The 19667-nt window shown below is 54.6% G+C and carries 17 protein-coding genes; 7 read left to right on the top strand and 10 right to left on the bottom strand.

Translation table 11 applies throughout. The annotated features are described in order from the left end of the window. Positions 1 to 116: 116 nt before the first annotated feature. Positions 117 to 1304 carry a NupC/NupG family nucleoside CNT transporter gene (locus tag WLO31_RS14600; RefSeq protein ID WP_435927337.1) on the bottom strand — a complete coding sequence of 396 codons (1188 nt, stop codon included), beginning with the start codon at positions 1302 to 1304 and terminating at the stop codon, positions 117 to 119. Positions 1305 to 1658: 354 nt separating this feature from the next. Here WLO31_RS14600 and WLO31_RS14595 point away from each other — a divergent pair, with 354 nt between their 5' ends. Continuing rightward, complete coding sequence (locus WLO31_RS14595; protein ID WP_435930621.1) at positions 1659 to 2894, top strand: Nramp family divalent metal transporter; 1236 nt, start codon at positions 1659 to 1661, stop codon at positions 2892 to 2894. Positions 2895 to 2934: 40 nt separating this feature from the next. On the opposite strand, the gene WLO31_RS14590 is transcribed toward WLO31_RS14595, so the two are convergent. Continuing rightward, a complete protein-coding gene (locus tag WLO31_RS14590) occupies positions 2935 to 3249 on the bottom strand; it encodes a DUF2502 domain-containing protein (RefSeq protein WP_435927336.1) in 315 nt (104 codons plus the stop codon). A 152-nt stretch (positions 3250 to 3401) separates the two neighbouring features. After that, the gene (gene mgrA / locus WLO31_RS14585; RefSeq protein WP_435927335.1) at positions 3402 to 4391 is read right to left on the bottom strand and encodes an L-glyceraldehyde 3-phosphate reductase; all 990 of its coding nucleotides are present in this window, start codon (positions 4389 to 4391) and stop codon (positions 3402 to 3404) included. A 180-nt stretch (positions 4392 to 4571) separates the two neighbouring features. Between mgrA and WLO31_RS14580 the strand changes: the two genes are divergently transcribed. Then, complete coding sequence (locus WLO31_RS14580) at positions 4572 to 6230, top strand: alpha-keto acid decarboxylase family protein (protein WP_435927334.1); 1659 nt, start codon at positions 4572 to 4574, stop codon at positions 6228 to 6230. Here WLO31_RS14580 and WLO31_RS14575 read toward each other — a convergent pair. Continuing rightward, complete coding sequence (locus WLO31_RS14575) at positions 6227 to 7462, bottom strand: ion channel protein (RefSeq protein ID WP_435927333.1); 1236 nt, start codon at positions 7460 to 7462, stop codon at positions 6227 to 6229. The two genes, WLO31_RS14580 and WLO31_RS14575, sit on opposite strands and share 4 nt — an antisense overlap. Before the next feature lie 223 nt (positions 7463 to 7685). Between WLO31_RS14575 and glk the strand changes: the two genes are divergently transcribed. Next, entirely contained in the window at positions 7686 to 8651 is a 966-nt protein-coding gene (gene glk, locus WLO31_RS14570; protein ID WP_435927332.1) for a glucokinase, read from the top strand. 39 nt (positions 8652 to 8690) lie between these two features. Here the strand turns inward: glk and WLO31_RS14565 are convergent, their stop codons facing one another. From WLO31_RS14565 to WLO31_RS14555, 3 genes are all read right to left on the bottom strand, one after another. Next, complete coding sequence (locus WLO31_RS14565; protein WP_435927331.1) at positions 8691 to 9422, bottom strand: LytR/AlgR family response regulator transcription factor; 732 nt, start codon at positions 9420 to 9422, stop codon at positions 8691 to 8693. Then, a complete protein-coding gene (locus tag WLO31_RS14560; protein WP_435927330.1) occupies positions 9419 to 11128 on the bottom strand; it encodes a LytS/YhcK type 5TM receptor domain-containing protein in 1710 nt (569 codons plus the stop codon). Before WLO31_RS14560 ends, WLO31_RS14565 begins: the two co-directional genes overlap by 4 nt. A gap of 305 nt (positions 11129 to 11433) precedes the next feature. Beyond that, complete coding sequence (locus tag WLO31_RS14555; protein ID WP_435927329.1) at positions 11434 to 12675, bottom strand: DUF1479 domain-containing protein; 1242 nt, start codon at positions 12673 to 12675, stop codon at positions 11434 to 11436. Positions 12676 to 12920: 245 nt separating this feature from the next. On the opposite strand from WLO31_RS14555, the gene alaC reads away from it, so the two are divergent. Then, positions 12921 to 14159 (top strand): alanine transaminase, encoded by a 1239-nt coding sequence (gene alaC / locus WLO31_RS14550; RefSeq protein ID WP_435927328.1) that lies wholly within the window; start codon positions 12921 to 12923, stop codon positions 14157 to 14159. 254 nt (positions 14160 to 14413) lie between these two features. On the opposite strand, the gene ypdK is transcribed toward alaC, so the two are convergent. Next, a complete protein-coding gene (gene ypdK / locus WLO31_RS14545) occupies positions 14414 to 14569 on the bottom strand; it encodes a membrane protein YpdK (protein WP_435927327.1) in 156 nt (51 codons plus the stop codon). A 282-nt stretch (positions 14570 to 14851) separates the two neighbouring features. Here ypdK and WLO31_RS14540 point away from each other — a divergent pair, with 282 nt between their 5' ends. After that, positions 14852 to 15196, top strand: coding sequence for a cupin domain-containing protein (locus tag WLO31_RS14540; RefSeq protein WP_435927326.1), 345 nt, complete (start codon positions 14852 to 14854; stop codon positions 15194 to 15196). A 73-nt stretch (positions 15197 to 15269) separates the two neighbouring features. Here WLO31_RS14540 and WLO31_RS14535 read toward each other — a convergent pair whose 3' ends face one another. After that, positions 15270 to 15965, bottom strand: a complete 696-nt coding sequence (locus WLO31_RS14535; RefSeq protein WP_435927325.1) for a TetR/AcrR family transcriptional regulator — start codon at positions 15963 to 15965, stop codon at positions 15270 to 15272. 82 nt (positions 15966 to 16047) lie between these two features. On the opposite strand from WLO31_RS14535, the gene WLO31_RS14530 reads away from it, so the two are divergent. Both WLO31_RS14530 and WLO31_RS14525 read left to right on the top strand, forming a co-directional pair. Then, on the top strand, positions 16048 to 17547 hold the full coding sequence (locus WLO31_RS14530; RefSeq protein WP_435927324.1) for an MDR family MFS transporter: 1500 nt from the start codon (positions 16048 to 16050) through the stop codon (positions 17545 to 17547). 48 nt (positions 17548 to 17595) lie between these two features. After that, complete coding sequence (locus WLO31_RS14525; RefSeq protein WP_435927323.1) at positions 17596 to 18360, top strand: LamB/YcsF family protein; 765 nt, start codon at positions 17596 to 17598, stop codon at positions 18358 to 18360. 645 nt (positions 18361 to 19005) lie between these two features. Here WLO31_RS14525 and WLO31_RS14520 read toward each other — a convergent pair. After that, positions 19006 to 19545 carry a DUF2058 domain-containing protein gene (locus WLO31_RS14520; protein ID WP_435927322.1) on the bottom strand — a complete coding sequence of 180 codons (540 nt, stop codon included), beginning with the start codon at positions 19543 to 19545 and terminating at the stop codon, positions 19006 to 19008. Between the last annotated feature and the right edge of the window lie 122 nt (positions 19546 to 19667).

Raw genomic sequence — 19667 nt, 5'->3', positions numbered from 1 at the left:
CCAGTCGATAGCTGATAAGCGGCTGTATCGGGCGAAACTGCGCGGGCGACGGGGAAGAAACGCGGGCATAAAAAAACCGGAGCATAAAGGCTCCGGTTTTTGCTGAAGGGCGGCTTTTAGAGGAACAGCGCTGCGATAGACGCAGACAGGATGCTCACAAGCGTAGAGCCGTAAACCAGTTTCAGGCCGAAGCGTGAAACCACGTTGCCCTGTTCTTCATTCAGGCCCTTAATCGCACCGGCAATAATCCCGATAGAAGAGAAGTTGGCAAAAGAGACCAGGAACACGGAGAGAATGCCTTCAGCGCGTGGAGACATGCTGTGGGCCAGCTTCTGCAGATCCATCATCGCCACGAACTCGTTAGATACCAGCTTGGTCGCCATAATACTGCCAACCTGCAGCGCTTCGTGAGCAGGCACGCCCATTACCCAGGCTATCGGGTAGAAGATGTAGCCCAGAATGCCCTGGAAGGAGATGCCGAATACCGTAGCAAACAGGGCGTTCAGGGCAGAAATCAAGGCGATGAAACCAATCAGCATCGCAGCGACGATAATCGCCACTTTAAAGCCCGCCAGAATGTACTCGCCCAGCATTTCGAAGAAGCTCTGACCTTCATGCAGATTAGACATTTGCAGGTTTTCTTCGCTCTCATCAACGCGATACGGGTTGATGAGCGACAGTACGATAAAGGTACTGAACATGTTAAGCACCAGCGCTGCGACAACGTATTTCGGATCGAGCATGGTCATATAAGCGCCGACAATCGACATGGACACGGTAGACATAGCGGTTGCTGCCATGGTGTACATGCGGTTGCGCGACATCTTGCCGAGAATATCCTTATAGGCGATAAAGTTTTCTGACTGTCCCAGAATCAGCGAGCTTACGGCGTTAAAGGATTCCAGCTTACCCATACCGTTCACTTTAGACAGCAGGGTACCGATAAAGCGGATAACGATCGGCAACACGCGGATATGCTGCAAAATGCCGATCAGAGCAGAGATAAAGACGATAGGGCAGAGAACTTTCAGGAAGAAGAAAGCGAGTCCTTCGTCATTCATCTTACCGAATACAAAGTTTGTCCCTTCATTAGCGAATGCCAGCAGCTTCTCGAACATTTCTGAGAAACCGCGCACGAAGCCAAGGCCAATCTCAGAGTTCAGGAAGAACCAGGCAAGCAATATCTCAATCACTAATAATTGGATCACAAAGCGAATACGGATTTGCTTGCGGTTAGGACTCACCAGCAAAGCAAGCAGCGCAACCACTGCAAGCGCCAAAACAAAGTGCAGAACGCGGGACATATTTGCTCCAAATATGAGGCAGGTTTAATTTCGTTGCACATTCTATGAAACAAGCAATAAGAAAACGAGAGCAATCGCACACTATTGTGATGACATGTGACGGATAGCAAAATTAGTGATCAACCATACAATTCTGCTATGTTAAGTAAAGAAGCTAAAAGTTGCGTCAGCGCACACAATTCATAACATAGGGGTTATCGTAGCCCGATTTGTTAAAGAGCAGACATGTAGTCGCCTTCCCGCCATTGTTTTCAGCTATCAGAGAAATCCAGACAAGCTTTATAAACGATCTTGATAATGATTCTCATTTTGTTAGCATGAAACATAGCAAAGGCTATACCTCAGAGGCAGATGATGACAAACAGTCGTGTTGATAATCGCAGTGGACGAACGGCACGAAAGTTGCGGCTGGCGTTAATGGGGCCGGCGTTTATTGCCGCCATCGGCTACATCGATCCGGGTAACTTCGCCACCAATATCCAGGCCGGCGCCAGTTTCGGCTATACGCTGCTGTGGGTGGTCGTCTGGGCGAACCTGATGGCGATGATGATTCAGATATTGTCCGCCAAGCTTGGCATCGCCACGGGCAAAAATCTTGCCGAACATATTCGCGACCATTATCCGCGCCCGGTCGTCTGGCTGTACTGGATCCAGGCGGAAATCATCGCGATGGCGACGGATCTCGCCGAGTTTATCGGCGCGGCTATCGGTTTTAAGCTGATCCTCGGGGTTTCCCTGCTGCAGGGGGCGGTGCTCACAGGTATCGCTACCTTCCTGATCCTCATGCTGCAACGGCACGGCCAAAAACCGCTCGAAAAAGCGATCGGCGGACTTCTACTGTTCGTGGCCGTGGCCTACATCGTTGAGCTGATCTTCTCGCAGCCCGACGTTGCGGCGCTGGGAAAAGGGATGCTGATCCCGGCCCTGCCAGGCAGCGAAGCCGTTTTTCTCGCCGCCGGCGTGCTCGGCGCGACCATCATGCCGCATGTCATCTATCTGCATTCATCGCTGACCCAGAATATGCACGACGGCAGCCGCGCGGAGCGCTATTCCGCCACTAAATGGGATGTGACCATCGCCATGACCATCGCAGGCTTTGTCAACCTGGCGATGATGGCGACCGCCGCCGCGGCGTTCCATTTCTCAGGCAATACCGGTGTAGCCGATCTGGATCAGGCCTATTTAACCCTTGAGCCCTTGCTCAGCCATGCGGCGGCCACGATATTCGGGCTGAGTCTGGTCGCGGCGGGCCTTTCATCTACCGTTGTCGGCACGCTGGCCGGACAGGTGGTGATGCAGGGTTTCGTGCGCTTCTATATTCCGCTCTGGGTGCGTCGCTCCGTTACTATGGCGCCCTCTTTCATTGTGATCCTGATGGGCCTCGATCCAACCCGCATTCTGGTGATGAGCCAGGTATTGCTCAGCTTTGGTATTGCGCTGGCGCTGGTTCCGCTACTCATTTTTACCAGTGATAAAAAGCTAATGGGCGAGCTGGTGAATACCAGATCGATCGGGCTGCTTGGCTGGGCGATTGTGGCGCTGGTGGTGGTGCTGAATCTGTGGCTGATTATTGGCACCGTGCTGGGATGATAAAAAAACCTCTCCCGGGCGGGAGAGGTCAGAAGTTTGCTTAGTGGTGATGTCTGTGGCCGTGACCACGGCCGCGATGGTCGTCGCGATCGTTCCAGCCTTCGCGGTAGCCTTTTTCATAGCTGCTGCGTCCGCGGTCCCAGCCACGGTGATGATGCCAGCCGCGGTCGCGCCATTCATAATTTCGATGCCAGTAGCCGCGGTCGCGCCAGTCGCGTCCGTCCCAGTAGTTACCGCGATAATCCCGATCGCCAATATTTAACTTCACCGACGGCAGCAGGGTGATTTCGCCCGCATTCGCGACCAGCGGGACTGACGCCAGTAATGCAATCGCAAGAATCAGTGACCTGAACATACTCTCTCCTTAACACAGGGTAGCCGCGTGGCGGCCTGTTAGCGCAATATTAAGCGTTGGTAAACAAGTGTTTCATTGGCATAACTCTTAAACCGCAGGGGAGAGCACTTTTTGCTAAATTCGCCGCCGGTATCAGCGGTCAGGGTAAGCGGTTACACCAGGATAGCCTCGATTTCCGCCTGCTCGGTCGCGCTGAAATGACGATTTGCCAACATGCCCACCGCATCGTCGATCTGACTGATTTTACTTGCGCCAATCAGCACCGAGGTCACTTTATCATCACGAAGAACCCAGGCCAGCGCCATCTGCGACAGCTTCTGTCCACGGCGTTCGGCAACGGCGTTAAGCTTGCGCACCTTCGCCAGCTTCTCTTCGGTCAACTGGTCGGGATTGAGGAAACGGCTATCGCTTGCCGCGCGGGAATCCGCAGGAATGCCGTTGAGATAACGATCGGTAAGCTGCCCGCCCGCCAGAGGAGAGAAGGCGATGCTGCCCACGCCCTTTTCCTGCAGCACGTCCAGCAGGCCGCCTTCAGGCCCGCGTTCAAACATGGAATATTTCGGCTGGTGGATGAGGCAAGGCGTGCCGAGATCGTTAAGAATATCAATTGCCTGGCGTGCCAGATCCGCAGGATAGTTGGATAATCCCACGTAAAGCGCTTTGCCCTGACGGACCAGATGATCCAGCGCCCGCATCGTCTCTTCAAGCGGGGTTTCAGGGTCCGGACGGTGATGATAAAAAATATCCACGTACTCAAGGCCCATACGTTTCAGGCTCTGATTAAGGCTGGCTACCAGGTACTTGCGCGAGCCCCAGTCGCCGTAGGGGCCGTCCCACATGGTATAGCCCGCTTTCGAGGAGATGATCAGCTCATCACGGTATGGCAGAAAATCTTCACGCAAAATCCGCCCGAAGTTCTCCTCCGCCGATCCCGGCGGCGGGCCGTAGTTGTTCGCCAAATCCAGGTGGGTAATACCCACGTCAAACGCCCGACGCAGCAGCTGGCGGCTGTTTTCGATAAGAGTGGTATCGCCAAAGTTATGCCACAGCCCCAGTGAAATAGCGGGAAGCTTCAGCCCGCTGCGGCCACAACGACGGTACTCCATTGATTCATAACGGGAAGGATGTGCCTGGTAGACCATTTTATAACCCTTGTCAGTGAATTCTCAGCTTTGTGTATACGTTTACACAGCCCGCGTGGCCATCAGATTACACCGCGTTTAGCTGTAAATCCTTCTTTCCAGCACTTAATTGCGGCATATCCTCGACACCGATCACAGATACCCAATACTCACAGCAGACCCTCCGGGAAGGAACATGCCATGCGCTACCTTGTTGCGGACTATCTCCTTGACCGCCTGAATGAATGCGGAATAGCTCACCTGTTTGGCGTACCTGGTGACTACAACTTACAGTTTTTGGACAGCGTCATTGAACATCCCAGGCTCGCCTGGGTTGGGTGCGCCAACGAACTTAACGCTGCTTACGCCGCGGACGGATACGCCCGCTGTAACGGCGCCGCCGCTTTGCTGACTACTTTCGGCGTGGGTGAGCTCAGCGCAGTTAACGGCATTGCGGGAAGCTACGCAGAATACCTGCCGGTTATCCATATCGTTGGCGCGCCTTGTCTGGGGGCTCAGCAGCGCGGCGAACTTATGCATCACACGCTGGGCGACGGGGATTTCCAGCATTTTGCGCGGATGGCAAAAGAGGTCACCGTGGCGCAGGCCGCGCTTACGCCAGAAAATGCCTGCTATGAAATAGATCGCGTGCTGCGTGAATCACTCAGCAAAAGCCGTCCTGGCTATTTGCTTTTGCCGGGCGACGTTGCTCAGGCGCCCGCCACCAGGCCTGCCCATTCCCTGACAATCAATTCCAGCGCCGCCGACAGCGCTGTACTCGATGATTTCCGCCATGCGGCTCAGGCAAAACTTGCCGCAAGTCGCAGCATAGCCTTGCTGGCCGATTTCCTGGCGCTGCGTTATGCGCAGCAAAAGGCGCTCCAGCAGTGGATGGACGACACGCCGCTTCCGCATGCAACCCTGCTGATGGGGAAAGGCCTGTTTGACGAAGGGCAGCAGGGATTTATCGGCACCTACAGCGGCGCGGCGAGTGAAGCGGGAATTAAAACGGCCATTGAAGGCGCGGAGCTGGTTATCTGCGTCGGCGTAAAATTTACCGATACCATCACCGCAGGATTCACCCAGCAGCTCACGGCGCGGCAAACGATAGAGATACAGCCTGACGCGACGCGAATTGGCGATCGATGGTTCAGCGGACTGCCGATGTCCCGGGCCGTTGAGGTTCTGCATCAGCTTTGTAAACGCCAGCTTGCCCACTGGCCCGTTCCACGGCAAAAACCACCGGCGCTGCCGGTTTGCGAGAGCGGAATTTTGGATCAGCATGCGCTCTGGCAGGCTGTCCAGGATTTCCTGCAACCGGGCGACATTGTGCTGGCGGATCAGGGTACTGCGGCATTCGGCGCGGCAACGCTTACGCTGCCCGCCGGCACCACTTTTATCGCCCAGCCGCTGTGGGGATCGATAGGCTACACGCTGCCCGCCGCTTTTGGCGCGCAAACGGCCTGTCCCCATCGCCGCGTGGTGCTACTTATCGGCGACGGGTCCGCCCAGCTCACCATTCAGGAGCTGGGATCGATGCTGCGGGATGGGCAAAAGCCGGTGATTTTTCTGCTCAATAACGACGGTTACACGGTGGAAAGGGCGATTCACGGCGCGGAGCAGCGCTATAACGATATCGCCCCGTGGAACTGGACGCAGCTGCCGCAGGCGATGCAGTTGCATTGCCAGGCGCAGTGCTGGCGGGTGATGGAAACGGTGCAGCTTAAAGAGGTGATGCGCAAAGCGGCAAAAGCAGAACGGCTTACGCTTATCGAAGTCGTTCTGCCCGTGCAGGATATTCCCGAGCTGCTGCAGGCGGTGACCTCTTCCCTCGCCAGACGCAATTCGGGTGGAAGCTAACGCTGAGATTTATCCACCATCATCACCGGCTTGCCCGCCAGCAGCAGCCAGGCCGGCAGCATGACGATGCACAGCAGCGGGAGCAGCCTGATATCCGGCACCACGGCCATCGCCATAAACAGGCTCAGCCAGCCGTCACGTGTCACCACCAGCACCATGCCAAGAATGGCGCACGACAGCGTGATGGCCGCCGGAACGGCCTCAACGTGCTGATGCAGCATCATCCCCAGCGCAACGCCTGCGAAGACCACCGGAAAGATGCGGCCGCCGCGAAACCCGCAGGCGGAAGCCACCACCAGTGCCGCGAGTTTCACCACTGCAAACATCAGTAAAGCGCCGACGGTATTATCCGTGGAGAGCGCAAGCTGGCGCATCTCATCCAGCCCTTTAAACAGCGTTATTTCCCCGCCAACAACGCCCAGCAGGCCAAGCACAAATCCGCCTGCGCCAAGAATAAGCACCGGATGTCCGAGCTTGTGCATCAGTCGGTGCACGCGTGGTAAACACCATACGGCGACCATGCCAAGCGCGATGGCGATAGCCGTCACAACCGCTCCGCTGAAAATATCCGCCAGGCGCAGCTCAGAATACTGCGCTACCGGCAGCGAGAAAGTGGGATGGAAAAACAGGTCTGTGGTCAGCGCGCCAGCGGCGGCGGCCATTAGCGGTGCGAATAATCTGTCCCACATTGGTATGTCATTATTGCCGTTCAGGGTTTGCGAAAAAATAAGCGCGGCCGCGACAGGGGTGCCAAACAGCGCGCCGATAGTCCCGGCTGCGGCAAGAATCGTCCAGTCCAGCGGACCCACGCGAGGAAAAAGGCGTGCGCCAACGGCGACGGCCAGCGCGATATTCACCGTCATAATCGGGTGCTCAGGCCCCAGGCTGACGCCGCCCGCTAAGCCAATGACCAGCGCCAGGATCAGGCCCGGCAGCGCCATCACTGAAACAGGCGCGCCAATTAACGGTTCCGTTGCCGGATCGGGCCCCGCATGGCCGGGCATATAGCGAATCACCAGCCCTACGGCGACGCCCGTAAGCGTGAGCATCAGCACTATCCATAGCGGAGCGTTCAGATCCAGACCAAAGCGCGCAGGGAGCGTTATCCACAGATAGTTTTGCAAAACCGAGGCGGCTTTCATCACCACCATCAATATCAGGCTGGAAAAGACGCCGATGACCAGTGCCGGAAGGGAGAGAACCAGCATGGTTCTGGCTCGCGGATGGAGCATGAGAGTTCCTTAATCTGAATAGTTAAATGCACGATTAACCCACTTTTTACAGCCTGCCAGAGAAGCGGCGAATCCGCACGGCAAAAGAAGCTGAAACGGTCAAGCCATTCTGTGACGCAGGTCTATAATTGCGGGGCATTTATCAGCGGGGCGTTGTTGTTTCGGCGGGCTTTTTTTACAGTGTCGCCAGAACTTATTCTGACTTTAGCGGAGCAGTAGAAGAATGACCAAATATGCTTTGGTGGGAGATGTTGGCGGCACCAACGCGCGTCTTGCACTGTGTAACGTTGAAAATGGCGATATCACCCAGGCAAAAACCTACTCCGGCCTCGATTTTCCGAGCCTGGAAGCGGTGGTGACGCATTATCTTAAAGAGCACAACGCAGCGGTCACGGACGGCTGTATCGCTATCGCATGCCCGATAACCGGCGACTGGGTGGCGATGACCAACCACACCTGGCAATTCTCCATCGCCGAAATGAAAAAGAATCTCGGCTTTGCACACCTGGAAATTATTAACGATTTTACCGCGGTCTCCATGGCCATTCCGATGATCAAAAGCGAACATCTGATCAAATTCGGCGGCAGCGAACCGGTGGCAGGTAAACCGATCGCCGTTTACGGCGCGGGTACAGGTCTTGGCGTCGCGCACCTTGTCCACGTTGACAGACGCTGGGTAAGCCTGCCGGGCGAGGGCGGTCACGTTGATTTTGCGCCAAACAGTGAAGAGGAGGGCATTATCCTTGAAGAGCTGCGTGGCGAACTGGGCCACGTGTCGGCAGAGCGTGTTCTCTCAGGCCCGGGCCTGGTCAACCTCTACCGTGCGATTGTGAAATCGGACGGTCGTGAGCCGGAACTCTACGAACCAAAAGATATCACCGAACATGCGCTGGCAGACAGCTGCACCGACTGTAAGCGCGCGCTTTCGCTGTTCTGCGTGATAATGGGGCGCTTCGGCGGCAATCTGGCGTTAACGCTCGGCTGCTTCGGCGGCATCTATATCGCAGGCGGTATCGTGCCGCGCTTCCTCGATTTCTTTAAGGCCTCGGGTTTCCGTGGCGGCTTTGAAGATAAAGGGCGCTTTAAAGATTATGTGAAAGGCATCCCGGTTTATCTGATTGTTCACGACCAGCCGGGCCTGCTGGGAGCGGGCGCGCATCTGCGTCAGACGCTGGGACAAATTTTGTAATCCTTTCGGGTGCATAGTCATGCGCCCGTTCACGCTTTTCTACAGCCGCATCAACTGGCGAAACTCTTTTACCTTGCTGCGGCTTACCGGCACCTGAAAATCCAGATCCCGCAGGCGCAGAATGTAGGTGTTGTTAAACCACGGTTCGATCTCGCGGATCTTGCTCAGGTTCACGCAGTAAGAGCGGTGGCAGCGGAAAAAATGGCTTTCCGGCAGGCGGTTGCAAAACTCCGTAATATTCATCGGCATTACGTAAGCCTCGCGCCGCGTATACACAAAGGTCATTTTCTCGTGCGCTTCGGCGTAATAGATATCGTTGATATCCGTCACGATGATGCGTTCATCCTTCACCAGATTAATGGTGACGTTTTCGCGGCTGTTCTGGCCCGTTGCGTGTGGCGCCTTTTGCTGCTGCCAGGCGGCCTCCAGCTTTTGCAGCATGCCGATAATGCGCGATTCCTGGTAGGGTTTCAGAATGTAGTCGAACGCTTCCAGCTCAAACGCCTCAACCGCGTGCTCTTTCCAGGCGGTGATAAACACGATAAACGGCTTATGGGCGAATTTGCTGATGTTCTGCGCCAGCAGCACGCCATCGAGGGAAGGGATGTTGATATCCAGAAAAATGGCGTCCACTTCGTGATGCTGAAGGTATTTCAGCACGTCCAGGCCGTCGTCAAACGTGGCGACGATCTCCATCTGTGAATGCGCTTTAATCAGCCAGTTTAGCTCCTGCTGGGCCAGCACCTCGTCTTCTACGATGATGACTTTCATGCTCTGCCTCCTTCCAGCGGCAGCAGGCCCGAGGGCACAGCATTCACCGCGTGGGGCACATAAAACGCAATCTCGGTACCCGGCTCCAGGCGGCGAATTTGTAAACCTTCTCCGTAGAGTAATTTCACCCGGTGATGCACGTTGAGCAGACCAATTTTATTGCCCGGCATCTCGTTGGCGTTCACGCGTTCAACGACCTGCGGATCGATGCCGTTGCCCGTGTCTCTTACCGCGATGCGTACCCGGTTACCGCTCTCTTCCACGCTGATGGTAACAACACCTTTGCCTTTGCAGGGCTGGATACCGTGCACAATCGCGTTTTCTACCAGCGGCTGGATCAGCAGGCTTGGGATCAGGCAATTCACATCTTCATCAATGTGATAAATCACCGTCAGTTTATCGCCAAAGCGGGCCTGCTCGATGGCGATATAATCTTTAATCTGATAAAGCTCTTTTTTGATGTCGATCTGCTCGTCGTCATTTAGCTCAATGTTATAGCGCAGGTAGCGCGACAAATTGAATATCAGTTGTCGCGCGGTGTCCGGATTAAGGCGAATCGACGACGAAATAGCATTTAACGCGTTAAACAAAAAGTGCGGGTTAATCTTGCTTTGCAGCGCCCGCAGCTCGGCCTTGTTGGCCATTTCGCGCAGCTGCTCGGCGCGTGAAACTTCAAGCTGCGTTGAGATAATCTGCGACAGCCCGACCGCCATCTCCTGCAGGGTGGACGTAATCTGGTGCGCGTGGCGATAGTAAATTTTCAGCGTGCCGGTCACCACCCCTTTTTCCCACAGCGGAATGATGATAAGCGAGTGGATTTCCGGCGTGCGGTACGCCTCGTCATCGTTGCGAATAATGATTTTGCCGTCGCGCAGCGCCTGCTGGGTGCGCGGGCTGATGCCGACATCGTTTTGTTGATAGTTTTTTTCACCGACGCCAACGTAGGCCAGCACTTTATCGATATTGGTAATGGCGACCGCATCGGCGTTGATATCCTGACGGATGATGTCGCAAACCTGACGCAAAGCGTCGCTGTTTACCTTACGAAACAGGGGCAGGGTTTTATTGGCGATATCCAGCGCAAGTTTTGCCTGGCGCGCCGCGCTTGCCTCTTTCTCGCCCTCGACGCTTTGTACCAGCAGCACGATAAAACCGATAGAGACCGTACCCAGAATCATCGGAATACCGATTTTTGACACGATATCCCAGCCCAGAGCGATAGACGGCGCCCACAGCACTACCAGAATCATGGTCAGGGTTTCGCATACCATGCCGGCCATAATGCCTACGCGCCAGTGCTGTTGTTTAGGGATTTTGCGGTTGATCCAGCCGGAGATAAAACCGGCGGCGATGCTGGTAATAAAGCATGGAATGGCGGTGATGCCGCCAATATCGATTAAGTAACGGTGCATCCCGGCAATCAGGCCGGTAATAATGCCCACCCACGGCCCAAATAAAATACCGCCGGACATCACCGCGATAATGCGTACGTTAACCAGCGAGCCTTCAACGTGCACGCCGGACCAGGTGCTGAAGAGGGCGAACATAGAGAAAATGGCGGTAACGGCCAGCAGCTCTTTGGGCGTATGGGCGTTTTTGTGCAGCAGCTCGCGAAACAGACGGATGCGGATCAGGAAGAAGAGACAAATAAGCATCAACGCCGCCCGGTCAAAAACCGCCAGCAGCATATTAAAAATTTCGTGCACGGGTTACTCGCATGCCAGGGGGAGAGCGTTCATGATAAGGAAATTACGTCGGGGTTGCCAGAAAAGCGCTGTCTGCCCGTCCTCATCCCGGCTTTTTCGCTGGAAGGGAGAAGGGAGAAGGGAGAAGGGAGAAGGGAGAAGGGAGAAGGGAGAAGGGAAATGGGGAAATACATGACTCCCCGTCCGATATGGGGAAGGAAAAGTGCCCCGAGCCGGTCTCCTTGTCCCATATAGAGAAGGGAAAAATTGTCTCGATCCGGTTCCCTCACCCCTTCGGGGAGAGGGTCAGAGTGAGGGGAAACTTCTTATTTACCGCCCAGTTGCTCAAACCCCGCGGCAGTCAGATCCGCAGGCGTGGCGCGCCCGACAAAATCCACTTCAAAATCATCGGCCGCGAAGTCCGGCGGGGATTTGCCTTCTACAAACGCAGGCCACTGACGTTCCAGATAGGCCGCATTCTTTTCGCACCAGGGGGCTGCGGCGATGTACATCACATTGCTGTCGAATTCACCCAGGTGCTCGTTCTCCACCGAGTGAATCACATCGCAGTGCCAGAAGACCGTATCGCCCGCTTCCATATCAGGAATTGAGGAAATCCCTGTTAATAAAAGGGGATGCCATTGTTCGTTAATGGAAAGCGCGCGTCCCGGACTGGCCTCGCAAAGCGACGCTTCCGGCACATCATCCTGCAGCGCACGCAGCAGAATATAGGCCATGGCGTTGGCAATCGGCAGCAGGTTTAGCGTGCCGCCGTGCTTACGCTGCGGGCTTAGCGCCGCCCACCCCTGGAAGGTACGGAACATGGAGCAAACCGCCGGAGAAGGAAACTCGCGCACTTCCGTGCGGCCTTCTGCTGCAAACGGGTTATAGCTCTGCCAGTCGCCGGAGAAAACGTGGCGATACACGTGGCGGAAATTCTCATCCAGCCAGCGCTCTACCGAACCGCCATCCACATGGGGAGAAAGTCCCAGAGACGTTGAGCGAGGCGGGCGGCGACGCGTGCGGTCGGCGTAGCTTACTACGCGATCGGCATCAAAATGCTGCTTGCCGTTGCTTTGCGTTTCCCACAGATTATTGAGGAAAACCTGCACCGCTTTCATGCGTTCATGCTGGCGCGCTTCAACCTGCGGCTTAGACCAGTAAATGCCGTAAATCTGCGGCTTGCTGGCGGCAAGCGTGCCGAAATAGTTATCTTCCGCGGCGTTCTTCAGCTTCTCAACAAAATTATTTTTCTCGAGATAATCGCCGATCTCCTCGTTCCAGGCGCGGGCCTGCGCCTGCGGGAAAACACCTTTTATGGTGCAGCATCCGCGCTGGCGGATCAGCGCTTTTTGCTGCTCGCTGACGCGGTGGTGAATGATGTCGTCTGCATGAATCTGCGGGACGGGATTTTCGCCTCGCGCTTGTTCAGCGTGAATCGTTGCGATCTGGCGCTTCATATCCGCTTCAAGCGCTGCGAATACTTCCGCGTAATTGGGCAGCGCCTGGCGTAGCCGCTGTTTTATCTCACCAATAGCTTGGGGTAAATCATCAATGTGCAGGTTCATGCCAGGGCTCCACTTCATCGTAAGGTAAGAGTTATTGGTTTGTTGCAACAGGGTTAATATATGCCTCTTTGCTTAAATGAAACAGTGATTAGTTTCAAATGAAAGTTCCGCTTTTGGGCGGGAAGAAAAATATTTTGCTTAGCCCCTCGACAGATGATTTTTATTCAGGCTATTTTCTGGTCATGCCACAACAACGTGGCAGCGTCGCTCGGACGGTCCGGGCGCTTACGTAATCTGAGGTATCTATGGCTGACACCACTCCTGCACGCCGTTTTTCGCGTATCGATCGTCTTCCGCCGTATGTGTTTAACATTACCGCCGAGCTGAAAATGGCGGCGCGTCGCCGCGGCGAGGACATTATCGATTTCAGTATGGGCAACCCGGATGGCCCAACCCCACCGCACATCGTGGAAAAACTCTGCACGGTGGCGCAGCGTGACGACACGCACGGCTACTCCACCTCACGCGGTATTCCGCGTTTACGCCGCGCTATTTCGCGCTGGTACAAAGATCGCTACGAGGTGGATATCGATCCGGAAAGCGAAGCGATTGTGACGATTGGCTCCAAAGAGGGGCTGGCGCACCTGATGCTCGCCACGCTCGATCATGGCGATACCGTCCTGGTGCCGAACCCGAGCTATCCGATACATATCTACGGGGCGGTGATTGCCGGCGCGCAGGTACGCTCCGTCCCGCTGGTGGAAGGCGTCGATTTCTTCAACGAGCTGGAACGCGCTATTCGCGAAAGCTATCCAAAACCGAAAATGATGATCCTCGGCTTTCCCTCTAACCCGACGGCGCAGTGCGTTGAGCTGGAATTCTTCGAAAAAGTAGTCGCGCTGGCAAAACGATACGACGTGCTGGTGATACACGATCTGGCCTACGCCGATATTGTCTACGACGGCTGGAAAGCCCCGTCGATTATGCAGGTGCCGGGCGCACGCGACGTGGCGGTAGAGTTCTTCACCCTGTCGAAAAGCTACAATATGGCGGGCTGGCGCATTGGCTTTATGGTAGGAAACCGGGAGCTGGTGAGCGCGCTGGCACGTATCAAGAGTTATCACGATTACGGCACCTTCACTCCGCTGCAGGTTGCGGCCATCGCCGCGCTGGAAGGGGATCAACAGTGCGTGCGTGATATTGCCGAGCAGTATAAACGCCGCCGCGACGTGCTGGTAAAAGGCCTGCATGAGGCGGGCTGGATGGTGGAATGCCCGAAAGCGTCGATGTACGTCTGGGCGAAAATCCCGGAGCAGTATGCGGCGATGGGCTCGCTGGAGTTTGCCAAAAAGCTGCTGCAGGATGCGAAAGTGTGCGTCTCGCCGGGCGTGGGTTTTGGCGACTATGGCGATACCCATGTGCGTTTCGCGCTGATTGAAAACCGCGACCGCATTCGCCAGGCGGTGCGCGGCATTAAAGCGATGTTCCGTGCTGATGGCCTGCTGCCTGCCGGTAGTAAAAGCTCTTCTGAGGCTACAGAATAGTTCCGTTTTGGTGGATGGCGCTTGCGCTTATCCACCCTACATGGACCTCAGATCGGATGGTGCTTGCGCTTTCCACCCTACATGGACCTCAGGTCGGATGGTGCTTGCGTTATCCATCTTACATGGGTCTCAGGCCGGATAGTGCTTGCGCTTTCCATCCTATACGAACCTCAGGGCGCCATCCGACAATTGCTGATGCGCGATAAACGAAAACAGGAGCCTTTGGCTCCTGTTTTAGCTTGCTGCGTGGGATATTATTCAACCATCATCACAAAAGTACCGACCCACAACACCAGAATGACCGAGATACCCATCAGAAAATATTTCACTTCGCATTGCTCCGCGCGGGTTAACGCGCTTTGATCGCCAGAATAAATCAGTATAGAAAAGTGAAACCGCCGGTTGGACATTCAGGAATATCTTCACCCATGTCCCGGCCGTCTCATATTGCATTCTCTGGCCGCGCAGGCGGCCAGCCGGCGCTAATGTACTCCCAAATCTTTAGGGAAAACAAGTGTCGTCAAAATGTGACGGTTGTCGTTTTTTCAGAAAATGACTGAAAGCGCCAGCGTAATATAATTTGTAGGAGAAGCAATGAGTTAAATGGTTTATTCTGTTCATGCACCTGACTTTTTAGACTGAAAAATATCACGCCGCTAAGCGGCAAAATAATTACTATGCCAGGGTAAAAAATGATTGTTTCAAAGCAAAACGCAGAACATTACAGCTGGGGCGGGGACTGCGACGGCTGGCATCTGGTAAAAGGGGCGTCGCTGCACATCATTCACGAAAAAATGCCCGCCGGGAGAACGGAGCAGCGGCATTATCATTGCGTGGCTCAGCAGTTCTTTTTTGTCCTTGCGGGTGAGTTAACCATGGAGCTGGAAGGCGAGTTCTATGTAGTTAGCGCCGGAGAAGGGATTTCCGTGCCGCCGCAGGCAAGGCATCAGGCGAGAAATGATTCTTCGGACAACGCCGAATTTCTGGTGATCTCTGAGCCAACCACGCGCGGCGACAGGGTCAATCAGGAAGAGTAATTCCAGACTCGTCGCAGCAGAATGCAGCTGAGATGCGCTGCTTGCGGGTTTTTATCAGTAAAACGCGAAGAGGCTAACCGGGTATTTTGCCTCCGACTCCCGAGGCCAGCAGCGCTGCTATATGCCGGGAAAGCATCTCTGCGGTGAGCGACCCCTCTCCCTTGCGCCAGTCATGCTGAAGACGAGCCACGGGAAGCAGCGTTAAGCCAAACAGAGAAGTAAATAAAAATTCCGGCTGGAGTCCGGCGTTTAATCGTCCTTCATCCTGCCATTTCTGGATCCACATTAGCGCCGTTTTCTTTTCCTGGATGCCAGCCCGCGCATCGATTCTTTCCCTGAGCAGCCCGCTTTCGCTAAGCACTTCTCTTATCCACAGCGGCGCGAACCACGGATGTTCCAGTGAAACGGTAATAAATTTCTGGGTCAGAGCCGTCAGGGCCTTAACGGGATCGTCAGGGTGCTGCTCAAAAACACCGCCCATTGAAGCGCGTACCGGAAGGTATCTCTCATCGATCAGTACATCTAATAGCTGCTCGCGGTTTTTGAAATAGTAATGCAGCATGGCGGACGTAACGCCTGCATCCGCGGCGATGACATTTAAAGGTGTCTGGGCGATACCCTGTTCTGCAAAAAGCTTCAGCGCGCTATCAAGCAGCAAGTCGCGTTTATCAGCGCGTTTATTTCCCCCGGCAGGCCGCCCCGGGCGGCGGCGATTTCGGGCGCCTTTTACGTTACTTTCGGAGTTTTCACCGCCGTTATTGCCTGTCATTTTGTATGGGATCCATTGACCGGGTGAAAGTATTCTATCAATATTAATTATCCAGTTAATTAATTACAAGCTGACAATGCCTATGACGGTGACAGTCTCTTCGCAGAAAGATAATCCGCAGCGCGCCACTTCCGTTCGCCTGCTGTTCTCCGCGCTTATGCTGGTGATGCTGCTGGCCGCGCTGGACCAGACGATTGTCTCCACGGCATTGCCGACCATCGTCGGGGAGCTGGGCGGGCTGGAAAAACTCTCCTGGGTGGTGACCGCCTATCTGCTGGCTTCAACTATTGTCGTGCCGCTGTACGGTAAATTTGGCGATCTTCTCGGCCGTAAGATCGTGCTGCAAACGGCAATAGTCCTGTTTTTACTCGGCTCGGTGCTTTGCGGCCTGGCGCAGAACATGACCCAGCTTATCCTGATGCGCGCCTTGCAGGGGCTGGGCGGCGGCGGCCTGATGGTGGTCACGATGGCGGCGGTAGGCGACGTCATTCCCCCGGCCGAACGCGGAAAATATCAGGGGCTGTTTGGCGGCGTATTCGGACTGGCGACGGTGATTGGCCCGCTTATCGGCGGTTTTCTGGTCGAACACTTTTCCTGGCGCTGGATATTTTATATCAACCTGCCGCTGGGGATTTTTGCCCTGCTGATTATCGGCGCGGTGCTTAAACCGCAAACGGCGCGTATTCGCCATCAAATCGACTTCCTTGGGGCAGGGTATCTTGCCGTCTCGTTAACCTGCCTAATCCTCTTTACCAGCCAGGGCGGCACGGTAATGGCCTGGTCCGACCCGCAGCTGTGGTGCATTTTTGCTTTCTTCGTCGTTACGCTTGGCGGCTTTATCTATGAGGAACGCCTGGCCATTGAGCCGATTATTCCGCTGGGGCTGTTCCGCGACCGCACTTTTTTGCTGAGCTGCCTGATCGGTTTTATTATCGGCATGTCGCTGTTTGGCTCCATGACTTTCCTGCCGCTCTATCTGCAGGTTGTAAAATTCTCCACGCCGTCGCAAGCCGGGATGCAGCTTCTGCCGTTGATGGGCGGGCTGATGCTCACCTCTATTGTCAGCGGGCGGATCATCAGTAAAATCGGCCGCTACCGCATCTTCCCGATTATGGGCACGCTGCTGACGTTTATCGCCATGGGGCTGCTGGGCACCTTAAAAATCGACACCCCGATATATATTCTTTACCTTTATATCTCGCTGCTGGGCTGCGGCCTCGGCATGGTGATGCAGGTTCTGGTGCTGGCGGTGCAAAACAGCGTGCAACAAAAGCTAATCGGCGTGGCTACCTCCAGCGCGACGCTGTTCCGCCAGATTGGCGGTTCAATTGGCGTGGCGGCATTTGGGGCGATATTCACGAACGTGCTGCAAAATAAACTTGCCGTACTGATCCCGGCAGACGTTCAGTTGCCGCGGCAGCTAAGCGCGAATGCGGTTCACGAGCTGCCGGTAGCGCTGCGCGATGATTATCTTCAGGCGTTCGGCTCGGCGCTTCACTCGGTCTATATCATTTCTGCGGTTGTGGTGGTCTTCGCCTTCCTGCTGTCGCTGCTGATGAAGGACGTGCCGCTGCGCAAGTAGCCGGGATTGTGCTAATTTCTGACTGAAAACGGGACTAAGAGGGCAGCGATGAGCAGGGCGATAGATCTAAACAGCGATCTCGGTGAAAGTTTCGGCCTGTGGACGATGGGCAACGACGCCGCGATGCTAAACGTGGTCAGCAGCGCAAATGTGGCCTGCGGCTTTCATGCGGGCTCGCCTGCTGGCATTCTTGAAACGCTGCGTGCCGCTCAGGCTAAAGGTGTCGTGGTCGGCGCTCACGTTTCCTATCCGGATCTGGTTGGTTTTGGCCGCCGCAATATGGATATTGACAGCGACGAACTAACGGCTGACGTCGTCTACCAGATTGGGGCTTTGCAGGGGCTGGCGCGGGCGGCAGGCACAGCTGTAAGCTACGTTAAACCGCACGGCGCGCTGTATAACACCATTGCTCATAACGAGCGCCAGGCGCTGGCCGTTATCGAAGGCATTCTTGCTGTTGATGCCACGCTGCCATTGGCAGGGCTTGCGGGCTCACGCGTGCTGGAGCTGGCGCAACAAAAGGGGCTGCGTACCGTTTCAGAAGCCTTTGCCGATCGCGCTTATCATTCCGACGGCACGCTCGTTTCCCGCAGTGAAGCTGGCGCTGTGTTACAAGATGCGACGTTTGTCGCAAAGCGTATGCTGCAACTGATAAAGGAAGGCGGAGTCAGCTCCATTGAAGGGACTTTTACAACAATAAAAGCCGATTCAATTTGCGTGCACGGCGACAGCCCCGGCGCGGTAGAGATGGCGAAAAAGATCAGAGCATTGCTTGAAGAGCAGGGGGTTGTCGTTCGCAGCTTTGTAAGATAAAAGCAGGCGGAGCGTCGGAGTAATTTTATCCGGCCAGGATCTGGTAAAGCATTATCGGCTTTCGTTTTCCATTACGCCTGACATTCCCAGCCTTGTTGTTTAAACAGGCGCTACCCGGCCCGGAATAGATAATGGCGGATTTTAAGCCCGCTCCGTCATTGAGAAATGTGCTGCTTAAAGCAAAAATATCCTCACGTTCCGCGAGTTCTCGTTGCCGGTTTGCCGTTTACCAGACGCCAATCCGGAACATCCAGTTTTGTGGATGCAGCTGAATTATCCCTTTCAAAAAATACTGGATCAATAGCAAGTTGAGGTGACGTAATACCTATATCATTTGCGACTTCATAGCGAAAACTAAACCTCAACACGAAGTCGTCGCTGTGCCTGAATTATTAATCCTTTGGGTTTTAAACGGTTATGACAAGCTACCCAATGATTAACACACCGCGGTGTTAGAAGCGTCCACTCCTGGCATAAAGCCGTCTTACAGATCAGATATGACTCAGACTCGCAAAAGCGTTCGACCAGGCATTAGCCATTCAAAATGATTAAACTAAAATAACCCAGCTGGAGCATTCCGGTTAATGCCCCAGCGGCTTAGCTTAAAGTTCTTATCCCTTGCATCAGAGATGGAATAAACTTTACCTACCACATCAAATCGTCAGGCACGACAAAATCGGCGTACGGATCGTCTTCATCTTTCGCTTCCTGGCTGAGCTCGCAGTTTAATACAATGCTGCTCGCATCGCGCTGCGCAATTTTATCGGCTACGCTTGCAGGAATAATCGCGTATTCTCCGTCTGCATTATTATCCGTAACCAGACGAGCAATCGCCAGCCGGCCGTTAATTAACTGAGCCTGGGTAGCCTTATCCACATATATTTTTTTAATGAGATTATTATCTGTGAAGTTGTAACCAATATCGCCACGAGAAATCACGATCCTGTTCATCTCAATCAGCTGCTTAACCTGCGCTTTATACTCTTTAGATAAAGCGGCTTGCTTTTGCTGTTCGCTGAGCTGCTTATCACGTTCGATTTGCGCCTTCTTATTGGCTTCCACCGCTTCTCTCGCCTCACGAGCCTGAACGCGCGACTTCTTGGCCGTTTTTTGCACCTTAGCCATCTTTTTGCTGCTGACTAATCCAGCTTTAAGCATCTGCTCTTGTAGTGTGAGTTTTGTCATAATCTTTTCTGAGGCCCGTTGAATAGTAGAAGGGATTATACCTTTAACATCCGGGGCTGTGCCAGATTGCAGGAATCATGGTTGTTTGAGGTTGACAGGGCAGTGCCCGTTATACTTGCAGG

Source organism: Dryocola sharpae, assembly GCF_051307055.1.
Lineage (GTDB): Bacteria > Pseudomonadota > Gammaproteobacteria > Enterobacterales > Enterobacteriaceae > Dryocola.
This window is presented reverse-complemented; position numbering and strand designations above follow the sequence as displayed.